The sequence below is a fragment of the Streptomyces sp. NPDC044033 genome, from assembly GCF_056434425.1.
Map to the genome: position 1 here is coordinate 376,908 of NZ_JBWKFF010000003.1, position 11,891 is coordinate 388,798.

At 71.9% G+C, this 11,891-nt stretch carries 9 protein-coding genes; 6 read left to right on the forward strand and 3 right to left on the reverse strand.

Going from position 1 to position 11,891, the window contains the following annotated elements:
* Nucleotides 1-142: 142 nt before the first annotated feature.
* Nucleotides 143-583, reverse strand: a complete 441-nt coding sequence (locus AC07AB_RS09120; protein ID WP_478562479.1) for a DUF3052 domain-containing protein — start codon at nt 581-583, stop codon at nt 143-145.
* A gap of 479 nt (nt 584-1,062) precedes the next feature.
* Here AC07AB_RS09120 and aceE point away from each other — a divergent pair, with 479 nt between their 5' ends.
* Entirely contained in the window at nt 1,063-3,810 is a 2,748-nt protein-coding gene (gene aceE / locus AC07AB_RS09125; protein WP_478562482.1) for a pyruvate dehydrogenase (acetyl-transferring), homodimeric type, read from the forward strand.
* A gap of 678 nt (nt 3,811-4,488) precedes the next feature.
* On the opposite strand, the gene AC07AB_RS09130 is transcribed toward aceE, so the two are convergent.
* Entirely contained in the window at nt 4,489-4,896 is a 408-nt protein-coding gene (locus AC07AB_RS09130; RefSeq protein WP_478562485.1) for a peptidase inhibitor family I36 protein, read from the reverse strand.
* A 253-nt stretch (nt 4,897-5,149) separates the two neighbouring features.
* Nucleotides 5,150-6,754 (reverse strand): MFS transporter, encoded by a 1,605-nt coding sequence (locus AC07AB_RS09135; protein ID WP_478562488.1) that lies wholly within the window; start codon nt 6,752-6,754, stop codon nt 5,150-5,152.
* Nucleotides 6,755-6,869: 115 nt separating this feature from the next.
* Here AC07AB_RS09135 and AC07AB_RS09140 point away from each other — a divergent pair, with 115 nt between their 5' ends.
* The 5 genes from AC07AB_RS09140 to AC07AB_RS09160 all read left to right on the forward strand — a co-directional run bounded on the left by AC07AB_RS09140 (nt 6,870) and on the right by AC07AB_RS09160 (nt 11,853).
* Complete coding sequence (locus AC07AB_RS09140) at nt 6,870-7,553, forward strand: TetR family transcriptional regulator (RefSeq protein WP_478562490.1); 684 nt, start codon at nt 6,870-6,872, stop codon at nt 7,551-7,553.
* Nucleotides 7,554-7,652: 99 nt separating this feature from the next.
* Nucleotides 7,653-8,876 carry an alpha/beta hydrolase gene (locus tag AC07AB_RS09145; protein WP_478562493.1) on the forward strand — a complete coding sequence of 408 codons (1,224 nt, stop codon included), beginning with the start codon at nt 7,653-7,655 and terminating at the stop codon, nt 8,874-8,876.
* Between the two features lie 133 nt (nt 8,877-9,009).
* Nucleotides 9,010-9,870, forward strand: a complete 861-nt coding sequence (locus AC07AB_RS09150) for a DUF4429 domain-containing protein (RefSeq protein WP_478562496.1) — start codon at nt 9,010-9,012, stop codon at nt 9,868-9,870.
* Between the two features lie 64 nt (nt 9,871-9,934).
* Nucleotides 9,935-11,173 (forward strand): sensor histidine kinase, encoded by a 1,239-nt coding sequence (locus AC07AB_RS09155; RefSeq protein ID WP_478562499.1) that lies wholly within the window; start codon nt 9,935-9,937, stop codon nt 11,171-11,173.
* Nucleotides 11,170-11,853: a response regulator gene (locus tag AC07AB_RS09160; protein ID WP_478562502.1), complete on the forward strand. Its 684-nt coding sequence runs from the start codon at nt 11,170-11,172 to the stop codon at nt 11,851-11,853. The genes AC07AB_RS09155 and AC07AB_RS09160 overlap by 4 nt, the downstream gene beginning before the upstream one ends.
* Nucleotides 11,854-11,891: the final 38 nt, after the last annotated feature.

Below are 11,891 nucleotides of genomic sequence, written 5' to 3' on the forward strand. Positions count from 1 at the left end.
CACCATCCCAGGTTATGATGGGAGATAGCGCCCCCCCCCCCCCCCCAACAACCCCCCCCCCCCCCCCCCCCCCCCCCCCCCCCCCCCCCCCCCCCCCGCGCCGGATCGGCGAAGTGGGGCGATTGCCTCGGGGGCCGAGGTGCTACCGCTTGCTCGAACGAGCGGACTTCGGGGTCACCAGCCGGCTGCCGCTCCAGTCCTTGCCCGCGTTGATGCTCTTGGTCTGGGACAGACCCGCGGTCGTCGACGCCTCGTTGATGTCGCTGGCCTCGACGTAGCCATCGCGGCCGGTCTTGGGCGTCATCAGCCAGACGGGGCCGCCTTCGTCGACCAGACCGATGGCATCGACCAGCGCATCCGTCAGGTCGCCGTCGTCGTCTCGGAACCACAGCACGACGACGTCGGCGACGTCGTCGTATTCCTCGTCGACGAGCCCCTGGCCCGTGACGGCCTCGATCCCCTCGCGGAGCTCCTGCTCGACATCATCGTCGTAGCCGATCTCCTGGACCACCTGTCCGGGCTCGAAACCCAGCCTGGCGGCAGGGTTGATCCGCTCCTCCGCGTGGTCCGCGGTCGCGCTCACGGATTGCCTCCTGTCATCTTTCGATAAGTCGTTGGAACCTCGCGTGTACGCGAAGCATTGGGCGTAGTCCACACGTGCCGGGCGGATCGCGCAAGTACCCGGCCTCCGAGACCGCCGAAACGGTGACCTTTGGGGCCGTCTCGACGCATCTCGAACCATGACGGAACGGGTCTAAGTGATGCACGCCACAGCGATCTGCCCGGTTTGTGAAGTTGCACCCCTCCATTGTGACAGCTAAGGCCGAACGGCCGTACGCAGGCGACCTCCATAGGGGGCGTATGGTTGCGATTTGGCCGTCCGCGGCCGGGCGGCCTGGGGCCGCCGCCTCGTGAGGTGGTGGTTACCCCTCAGTAGAGGTGACGATTGCGCCGCCGCGGTCCACGATGGAAAGCGGCGCGGCCAGCAGGGACAGTATTCAACCGCGTGCGCGGCATCATCGCGTGCAGAGCACGTCACGACCCGAACAGCGAAGGAACAGCGTGGCTTCCGGATCCGATCGCAACCCGATCATCATTGGCGGCCTTCCCAGCCAGGTCCCGGACTTCGATCCCGAAGAGACCCAGGAATGGCTCGACTCGCTCGACGCAGCCGTCGATGAGCGAGGCCGGGAACGTGCCCGCTACCTCATGCTTCGCCTGATCGAACGCGCGCGCGAGAAGCGTGTCGCCGTGCCCGAGATGCGCAGCACGGACTACGTCAACACCATCGCGACCAAGGACGAGCCGTTCTTCCCCGGCAACGAGGAGATCGAGCGCAAGGTCCTGAACGCGACCCGGTGGAACGCGGCCGTGATGGTCTCGCGCGCCCAGCGCCCCGGCATCGGGGTCGGCGGCCACATCGCCACCTTCGCCTCCTCGGCCTCGCTGTACGACGTGGGCTTCAACCACTTCTTCCGCGGCAAGGACGACGGCAAGGGGGGCGACCAGATCTTCTTCCAGGGGCACGCCTCCCCCGGCATCTACGCCCGCGCGTTCCTCCTCGACCGCCTCTCCGAGCAGCAGCTCGACGCGTTCCGGCAGGAGAAGTCGAAGGCCCCGTACGGCCTGTCCAGCTACCCGCACCCGCGGCTGATGCCGGACTTCTGGGAGTTCCCGACCGTCTCGATGGGCCTCGGCCCGCTCGGCGCGATCTACCAGGCCCGGATGAACCGCTACATGGAGGCGCGCGGCATCGCCGACACCTCCGACTCGCATGTCTGGGCGTACCTCGGCGACGGCGAGATGGACGAGCCGGAGTCGCTCGGCCAGCTGTCGATCGCCGCCCGCGAGGGCCTCGACAACCTGACCTTCGTCGTCAACTGCAACCTGCAGCGCCTCGACGGCCCGGTGCGCGGCAACGGCAAGATCATGCAGGAGCTGGAGTCGCAGTTCCGCGGCGCCGGCTGGAACGTGATCAAGCTGGTGTGGGACCGCTCCTGGGACCCGCTGCTCGCCCAGGACCGCGACGGCATCCTGGTCAACCGGCTCAACAGCACGCCGGACGGCCAGTTCCAGACGTACGCGACCGAGACCGGCTCGTACATCCGCGAGCACTTCTTCGGCGACGACCAGCGGCTGCGCGCGATGGTCGAGAACATGACCGACGACCAGATCCTGCACCTGGGCCGCGGCGGTCACGACCACAAGAAGATCTACGCGGCGTACGCGGCGGCCAAGGCCCACAAGGGCCAGCCGACCGTGATCCTCGCGCAGACCGTCAAGGGCTGGACCCTGGGTCCGAACTTCGAGGGCCGCAACGCGACCCACCAGATGAAGAAGCTCACGGCCGAGGACCTCAAGCGCTTCCGTGACCGGCTGCACCTGCCGATCGCCGACAAGGATCTGGAGGACGGCAACCCGCCGTACTACCACCCGGGCCGCGACTCGGAAGAGATCCAGTACATGCACGACCGCCGCACGTCGTGCGGCGGCTATGTGCCGACCCGGGTCGTCCGGGCCAAGCCGCTGAACCTGCCGGACGACAAGGCGTACGCGGCCGCGAAGAAGGGCTCCGGCCACCAGTCGATCGCCACCACCATGGCGTTCGTCCGGGTGCTCAAGGACCTGATGCGGGACAAGGAGATCGGCAAGCGGTTCGTGCTGATCGCGCCGGACGAGTACCGCACCTTCGGCATGGACGCGTTCTTCCCGACGGCGAAGATCTACAACCCGATGGGCCAGCAGTACGAGTCCGTGGACCGCGAACTGCTGCTCGCCTACAAGGAGTCGCCGTCCGGGCAGATGCTGCACGACGGTATCTCCGAGGCGGGCTGCACGGCCTCGCTGATCGCGGCGGGCTCGGCCTACGCCACGCACGGCGAGCCGCTGATCCCGGTCTACGTCTTCTACTCGATGTTCGGTTTCCAGCGCACCGGCGACCAGTTCTGGCAGATGGCCGACCAGCTCTCGCGCGGATTCGTGCTGGGCGCGACCGCCGGCCGTACGACCCTGACCGGCGAGGGCCTGCAGCACGCGGACGGCCACTCGCAGCTGCTCGCCTCCACCAACCCGGCCGTCGTCGCGTACGACCCGGCGTTCGGCTACGAGATCGCGCACATCATGCAGGACGGCCTGCGCCGGATGTACGGCGAGACGCCGGACGGCAAGGCGGGCGAGGACGTCTTCTACTACCTCACCGTCTACAACGAGCCGATCCAGCACCCGGCCGAGCCGGCCGACGTGGACCGCGAGGGCATCCTCAAGGGCCTCTACCGCTTCCGGGCGGGCGAGCAGGGCTCGATCCCCGCGCAGATCCTCGCCTCCGGCGTCGCGGTGCCGTGGGCGGTCGAGGCCCAGCGCATCCTCGCCGAGGAGTGGAACGTCAAGGCGGACGTCTGGTCGGCGACCTCCTGGAACGAACTGCGCCGCGACGCGGTGGCGGTCGAGGAGCACAACCTGCTCCACCCGGAGGAGGAGCAGCGCGTCCCGTACGTGACGACGAAGCTCCAGGGCGCCGAGGGCCCGAAGGTGGCCGTGTCCGACTGGATGCGCGCCGTCCCGGACCAGATCGCGCGCTGGATCCCCGGCACGTACCAGTCGCTGGGCGCCGACGGCTTCGGCTTCGCCGACACCCGGGGCGCGGCCCGCCGCTTCTTCCACATCGACGCGCAGTCGATCGTGCTGGGCGTGCTCACCGAGCTGGCCAAGGAGGGCAAGGTGGACCGCTCCGCGCTCAAGCAGGCCATCGACCGCTACCAGCTCCTCGACGCCTCGGCGGCGGAGCCGGGCGCGGCGGGCGGCGACGCGTAACGGCCGTACGGCCCGTATCGAGTGCCGGGACCCCGGCCGACCTCTTCGTCGGCCGGGGTCCCGGCGTATTCACGGCCGGAGCCGTGCTTTTGCCGCCGGGGCCGGCGGCACGGTGCTTTCGCGAGCCGGGGTCCGGGGGCCGGAGCCTCCGCGGGTCCGGGTCCGGGTCCGGGGGCCGGAGCCTCCGCGGGTCGGGAGACCGGTGATTTCACGGGCCAGGGCCCGGAGCTTTCGCCGAGCCGACGGCTCGGCGCTCTCGCGGGCCAGGGCCGGGTCCCTCGCGGGTCGGTGGCCGAGGCCGTCGCGAGGCCGGGCCCGCCGCCCGCGCGCCGCTCGCGGCCGGGACCGGCGCCGGGGCCCATGGCTCTCGCGGTCTGCCGTACGCGGGCCGACCATGGCCGGCCCGGCACTCCCCCGGCCGGAGCCCGACGCTTTCCCCGCCAGGCCCCAGCGCTTCCCCCGCCGGAGCCCGACGCTCCCCCAGCCAGACCCAGCGCTTCCCCCAGAACACGACGCTCTCCCAGCCAGGCCCCGGCCCTTCCCTCGGCCGGAATCGGCCCTTCCCCGGCCAGGGCCCAGCGCTTCCCCGCCGGTCGCCTGCGGGTCGTTCGTGGCCGGTCGCGGCCTCGTGGCGGAGTCGCGAAGGTCACACAGCCAGAACCCCCGGCGAGCGGCGGCTCAGTTCTCCCAGATCTTGAAGGCCCGTACCCGGTACGGGGATTCGGGGGCATAGGAGCCGGGCGGATAGGTGTTGAACTCGCCGGTCTCCGCGCATTCGGCGCTCTGGTAAGTGGTGACGGGGCGCCCGGTGCGGTTGGCGAGGGAGGCGGCGGAGGTGCCGGCGGGGAGGGGTTCGCAGCTTGCGATGTCGGTGTTGGAGAGTTCGTGCGTCTGGCGGGTGCCGCGGAAGCCGTTCTTGGGCCACAGGCACAGCTGGCCGGCGGCGCAGGCGCCGAGCCGGGGCGCGGCAGCGGCCGCGGCCGCTGCCTTCGGGGCCTTCGAAGCCGCGGCCGTGGCCGGCCCCGTCTGCGGCAGGAGTACGGCCGCGGCGGCGGCCAACGTCATGGCGACGACGATTTTGTTCATGTGGACTGCTCCCCCGTGCGGCGCGCCCATCGGCGCGCGGACCTCGATGACGGCTCCATGCCCGGGCAGTTGCCCGTGGCAGGTGCGGCACCGAGCATCGCGGGCCGCCGAAGCGGACGCCAAGGGGGTGCGGAGCGGTTCACCTGGATAGGGGGCGCTACGGGCGTCCGCCCACGGCGAAGGGGCCGAACCGGTTCAGCAACCGGTTCGGCCCCTCGCTCGTCGGGAGCCGCCGCGTCCGCGGCGAACGGCGTCAGATGTGCGCCGCGCCCGCTCCGGCCTCGGCGTTGTCCCCGCGTTTGGTGAACATCGCGACCGCGGCGGCGACGACCGCCACGATGCCGGCGACGGTGAAGGCGAAGCCCATGCCCGACACGAACGTGTCATGCGCGACGCCCGTGATCTTCTCGGCGAGCTGCGGCGGAGCCTTCGGCGGCACCGGGCCGACGCCGACGGCGACCGCGTCGGACGCCTGGGACATCTGCTCGGGCGTGAGCTTGGGCAGCCCCGCACCGGCCCACTTGTCGGGCAGGTCGCTGCTGACGCGGGAGGCCATCACCGCGCCCAGCACGGCCGTGCCGAGGGAGCCGCCGACCTGCATGGCGGCCTGCTGGAGGCCGCCCGCGACGCCGGAGTGCTCCAGCGGCGCGTTGCCGACGATGACCTCGGTGGCGCCGACCATGACCGGGGCGAGGCCGAGGCCGAGCAGCGCGAACCAGACGGACATCCCCAGGTTGCCGGAGTCCGAGGAGAGGCTGGACATCCCGAAGCAGGCGACGGCGGTCAGGATCATGCCGCCGACCAGCGGGATGCGCGGGCCGAGCTTGGTGATGAGGGCGCCGGCGATCGGCGAGGCGACGATCATCATCGCGGTGAGCGGCAGCAGATGGAGCCCGCTGTCGACCGGGCTCATGCCGTGCACGTTCTGCAGATAGAAGGTGACGAAGAACAGGCCGCCCATGAAGGCGAACGCCATCAGCACCATCAGGATCGTGCCCGCGGAGAGCGGTACGGAGCGGAACATGCTCAGCGGGATCAGCGGTTCCTTGACCCTGGTCTCCCAGAGGGCGAAGAGCACGAAGGCGACGATCGCGAGGCCGAGGAAGAGGAGCGTCTTGGTCTCGCCCCAGCCGCCCCACTGGTTCTCCTTGATGAGCGCCCAGATGAGGCAGAACATGGCCCCGGAGAGCAGCACGATCCCGAGGATGTCGAAGGACTTGGCGGCGTTCTTGGCGCGGTGGTCCACGAGGATCACCAGGCCCAGTACGAGCGCGATGACGCCGACCGGGACGTTGATGAAGAAGACCGACTGCCAGTTGACGTGCTCGACCAGCAGGCCGCCGACGATCGGTCCGGCGGCGGTGGAGGCGCCGATGACCATGCCCCAGATGCCGATGGCCATGTTGAGCTTCTCGGCCGGGAAGGTGGCGCGCAGCAGGCCGAGCGCGGCCGGCATGAGCAGGGCGCCGAAGAGGCCCTGGAGCACCCGGAAGACGATGACCAGCGCGACGCTGCTGGAGATCCCGATCGCGCCGGAGGCGAGCGCGAATCCGGCGATGCCGATGAGGAAGGTCTGGCGGTGGCCGAAGCGGTCACCGAGCTTGCCGGCGGTGATCAGCGCGACGGCGAGGGCCAGCAGATAGCCGTTGGTTATCCACTGGACGTCGGCGAGCGAGGCGCCGAGGTCCTTCTGGATGGCGGGGTTGGCTATCGCGACGATCGTGCCGTCGAGCGCGACCATCATCACGCCGATCGCGACGGAGATGAGGGTCAGCCATGGATGGCCCCGCAGCCCCTTCCGGGGCCCCGGTACGGGATGTTCCGGCGCCGCGTCGGCGACGGTGGTCTGAGACGTCATATGGGGAGATTATGGCAGTGGCTGACAATTGACAAACCAGTTCATGAGTCGGTAACTGTCATGTCGGTCACAGATATCGTGAGCAGCGGAAACCCGCCGAGGAGAGGGCCGATCGGTGAAGACCGAACAGGAGACCGAGCAGTCGGCCGCGGAGCCGGCGGCGCTCTGCGGGCTGCGCGAGCGCAAGAAGCGGCGGACCCGTGACGCACTGGTCCGCGCGGCCCTGGAGCTGTTCGTGGCGAACGGGTACGAGCAGACGACCGTGGACGAGATCGCCGACGCCGTCGACGTCTCCCAGCGCACCTTCTTCCGCTACTTCTCCAGCAAGGAGGAAGTCGCCTTCGCCCTCCAGGAGCTGATCGAGACGCGCTTCTTCACGGAGGTCCGCGCGCGCCCCGCCCATGAGCCGCCGATGGCCGCGCTGCGCAACGCCGTCGCGAACGCCTGGGCCACCATCGACGAGGAGGTGAAGACGGTCGCGCCGCCCCAACTGCACATGCGCATGTACCAGGTGATCGAGTCGACGCCCGCGCTGCTCGCGGCCCATCTGCGCCGCCAGTACGACACGGAGGAGCGGATCGCGCGGGAGATCGCCCGCCGGGAGGGTCTGGACGTCGACGCCGACCCGCGGCCGCGCGTCCTGGTGGCGGCGTTCACCGGGGCGCTGCGGGTGGCGGGCAAGATCTGGGGCGAGGGCGACGACTGGACCTCGGACGCCATGCGGGGCCTCGCCGAGACCTCCCTCGACGTCCTGGGACCCGCGCTGTCCGGGAATTGGCGGACCCCGTCCCGACCCTGACCCTCAACTCGCACTCCTGTGCACAATTGTCCGCTATCAAACGTGAGATGACTCACGCGTTTGGCGGCTACCGCCGGGTTTCTCCTAGGGTGGCCCGCGGTGACTTCCTTCCCGGAGCTCGGTGCTCCCTCCCCCCTGCCTTGGACGAACTCGGCCACGGTCTGGCGCGCGCTGCTCGCCCTCGCCGTGGTCTTCGTCATGCTCGCCACGACCGGCTGGACCGCCATCCGGAGTCACAGAGGGGAATCCGACCCGAGATCGGCCTCGCTCACCGCCTGGCTGCACGGCTCGCTCGCCGGACACCGGCTGCCCGACCCGAACAGCCCGCCGGGCGCCCTGTCGCGCTTCTTCGCCACCCTCACCGGCAGCCAGCTGAGCTACCTCGTCGACCGCTACCCGCTGGTCGTCGGCAACCTCAACGGCGCGCCCGCGCCCCTGCGCTACCGCGCCAACCGCGTCGCGCTCGGCCAGGCCCGCACGATCGAGGAGAAGCGGGCGCACGACCAGCGGCTCACCTCGCTCGGCCGGCATGAGGCCGACCGCCGCATGCACCGCTTCACCTCGCTGATGCGCGACGGGCGGCAGATCTTCGCGTTCAACCCCGCCGGATCGGGGCGGGTCGCCGAGGTCTTCGGCGACCTCGCCCACGCCGACCGGGTCTCCGTCGTGGTGCCCGGCGTCGACACCACCGCGCTGACCTACGAGAAGACGGCCCGCGCCTACACCGCGTCCGCCGGCATGGCCACCGCGCTGCACAACGCCGAGCGCCGGACCCGGCCCGCCGCGAAGACCGCCGTCATCGCCTGGGCCGACTACACCTCGCCCTCGGGACTCGGGATGGACGCGGCCACCGGCAAGCTCGCCGCCGAAGGCGCGCTGCGGCTGCGCGCCATGGTCCGGGGCCTGCCGAACGACGCGCGGGTCTCCCTGTTCTGCCACAGCTACGGCTCCGTGGTGTGCGGCGTCGCCGCCCGCGACCTGCCCGCCAAGGTCTCCGACATCGCGGTCGCCGGCAGCCCCGGCATGCGCGCCGATCGCGCGGCCGACCTGCACACCAGCGCCCGCGTCTGGGCGATGCGCGACCGCGACGACTGGATCCAGGACATCCCGCACATGGAGTGGGGCGGTCTCGGCCACGGCGCGGACCCGGTATCCACCGCCTTCGGCGCCCGCCTGCTGTCCGCCGACGGGGCGGTGGGCCACCCCGGGTACTTCCAGCCGGGCACCACCAGCCTGGAGAACTTCGCGAAGATCGGCGTCGGCGCGGCCGACTCCGTACGGTGCGCGGCGGACGACGGAAGCTGCGCCGCGGACCTGAGCTAGTACGCACGATTCCCGAGCCAGTACGCACGATTCAGGACGCGCACCCGGGCGCGTGTACGTACGTGTCATGAGGTTTTACGCGCGTAGCGCCGGAGGGGGGACAGGCGGGCGACCGCCGCCTACGATGAACGACATGGGTGATGTGCTGGCCGGTTTTCACACCGTCTGGGAGTTCGACACCGACTCCGTGCTCATCCGCTTCGAACGGGGGCTGCGCACACCGAAACTACTCCAGGCGCTGGGTGAGCGCCGCGTGCCCTACGAGGCGCTCGCCGCCGTCGAGATCACCCCGGGCAAGCGCGGCACGGTCGTGCTGCGCGCCACGCCCCGGCCCGGCGCCGACCCGCTGACCCAAGCGGCCGACGGGCAGCTCAAGGAGGGGTCCGACCCCTACCGGCTGGTGCTGCCCGCCGAGCGGGAGACCCTCGCCGAGTACTACGCCGACGAGCTGCGCGCCCGGCTCGGGCCCGATGCGGACACGGCGGCCGAGCGGTATCTGGTGGCCGCTCCCCCGCCGCCGTCCTTCAAGGCGTACGACGCCAAGGCGTCCTTCGACGGCGAGGCCGTCGTCTTCCGCTGGTTCTGGACGGGCGCGTCCACCGTCAAGTGGAAGGCTGGCGACCAGCGTTTCGCGGTGGACGAGCTGTCCGGCGTCGAGTGGCGCTCGCCCGAGATATTCAACGGGCACCTGCGGCTCCTGCCGCGCGGCGCGACCGCCGAGGACCGGCCGGGCGCCGCCGACCAGGACCCGGCGGCCGTCGTCTTCGGCATGGGCTACGGCCTCGCCCACGAGTCGCTGCCGTTCGCCGCCGCGGTCCTGGAGGCCGTACAGGCCGCGACCCCGGCCCTCGTCCCGGACCGCTCCCCCGCGGCCCGCCCGGACCCGGCCGACATCGCCGACCGCATCCGCCACCTCGGCGCCCTGCGCGAAGCCGGACTGCTCACGGACGACGAGTTCAGCCACAAGAAGACCGAGCTGCTCGCGGAGCTGTAACCCGCCCGGCCCGGGGCTCACCGAGGGAGGGGCTCGGGGCCGCAGGGCCTAGGCTGACCTGGTCATGCCCACTTTCCCCTCGTCTCCCGCCGTGCGCGGGCCGGCCCGGTGGCTGCCCGTCGTCGCGGCGTGCGCGGTGGCGGCCGGGCTGCTCCAGAGCACGTTCAACGTGCTGGTGAACGACTACCGGCTGAGCGTCGCGGTCTCCGCGGTACTCGCCGTCGCCCAGACCGTGCCGCTGCCCCTCGCGATGAGCCGGCCCCTGCCCGCCTGGGCGATCGTGTTCGCCGCCGATCTCGCGGGCGGCTTCGTCCTGCTGTCGGCCGACGGCCTGCACGGCCGGTCCTGGCCGTGGACGCCGCCCGCGATGATCGGCTACCTCCTGGTGGCGGCCGCCGTGGGACTGCGCGAGGGGCGCCGCCGACTGCTCGTCGTATGGGCGGCGACGGGCGCCACGGCCGTACTGCCCGCGGTGTTCCCGACCGAACCCGAGAACGCCACCCAGTTGCTGCTCTTCCTCCTCACCGGCGCCGTGCTGCTGCTGACCGGAGCGGTGCGCGAGCGCGGCGAGGCGCGCCGGGCGCTGGCCGCGCAGCGCGAGGTCAGCGAGGCGGAGCGGGCCCGCCGCACCCTCCTTGAGGAGCGCGCCCGGATCGCTCGGGAGATGCACGACGTCGTCGCGCACCACATGTCCGTGATCACGGTGCAGGCGGACAGCGCGCCGTACCGGCTCGGCGGCGTGCCGCCCGGGACGGGCGAGGAGTTCGCCGCCATCGCCGCGACCGCCCGCGAGTCGCTCACCGAGATGCGGCGGCTGCTAGGCGCGCTGCGCGGCGTGGACGAGAAGAGCGGCGGCGAGCGCGCGCCGCAGCCCGGCCTTGCCGAGGTGGACCGGCTGGCGGAGGCGACGGTACGGGCCGGGGTGCCCGTGGAACTGTCCGTCGAGCCGGGCCCGGGGCCGGTGCCAGGGGCCGTGGACCTGTCCGCGTACCGCGTCGTGCAGGAAGCCCTCGCCAACGTGGTGCGGCACGCGCCGGGCGCGGCCACCCGCGTGACGGTCGCCTCGGACCGTACGGGCGTGAGCGTCCTGGTCGTCAACGCCCCGGCCGCCGCGCCCGGCGCGCCGCTGGAGAGCGGCGGCACGGGCCACGGCCTGGTCGGGATGCGCGAACGCGTCCGGCTGCTCGGCGGCTCCCTGGACACCGGCCCGCTGCCCGGCGGCGGCTTCCGCGTGGCGGCGCGGTTCCCGGTCGCCGCCGCCCGTATCGACCCCGACACCGCAGAGGAACCCCACGCCCCATGACCATCAGGGTGATCATCGTCGACGACCAGGCCATGGTGCGGGCGGGGTTCGCCGCGCTGCTCGCCGCGCAGCCCGACATCGACGTCGTCGGCGACGCGGCGGACGGCCGGCAGGGCGTGGAGCTGAGCCGCCGCACCCGCCCCGATGTGGTCCTCATGGACGTACGGATGCCCGAGCTGGACGGCCTGGAGGCGGCCCGGCTGCTCCTCGCCCCGGACCCGGCCGCCGACGGCGAGCACCGCCCCAAGGTGCTGATGCTCACCACCTTCGACGTCGACGACTACGTCTACGAGGCGCTGCGCGCCGGGGCCAGCGGCTTTCTGCTCAAGGACGCGCCGCCGGCCGATCTGATCTCGGCCGTACGGGTCGTGGCCGGGGGCGAGGCGCTGCTCGCCCCGTCCGTCACCCGCCGGCTGATCGAGGAGTTCGCCCGGCAGCGCCCGGCCCCGCGCCGGACGCCCGTACCGCGTCCGCAGGGGCTGACGCCGCGCGAGACGGAGGTGCTGGGGCTGATCGCGCGGGGGCTCTCCAACCAGGAGATCGCCGGGGAGCTGTTCCTCGCCGAGCAGACGGTCAAGACGCACATCGGCCGCGTCCTCGCCAAGCTCCAGCTCCGCGACCGGGCGCAGGCCGTGATCTTCGCGTACGAGTCCGGGCTGGTGGCCCCCGGCGAGCGGTAGCGGCGTGCGGCCGGCCGGCGGCCGCACGCGCCTCGGCG

Coding starts and splice junctions, on each gene's coding strand:
- AC07AB_RS09130 (WP_478562485.1), bottom strand. CDS start 4,896: ATGAACAAAATCGTCGTCGCCATGACGTTGGCCGCCGCCGCGGCCGTA.
- AC07AB_RS09135 (WP_478562488.1), bottom strand. CDS start 6,754: ATGACGTCTCAGACCACCGTCGCCGACGCGGCGCCGGAACATCCCGTA.
- AC07AB_RS09150 (WP_478562496.1), top strand. CDS start 9,010: ATGGGTGATGTGCTGGCCGGTTTTCACACCGTCTGGGAGTTCGACACC.
- AC07AB_RS09155 (WP_478562499.1), top strand. CDS start 9,935: ATGCCCACTTTCCCCTCGTCTCCCGCCGTGCGCGGGCCGGCCCGGTGG.
- AC07AB_RS09160 (WP_478562502.1), top strand. CDS start 11,170: ATGACCATCAGGGTGATCATCGTCGACGACCAGGCCATGGTGCGGGCG.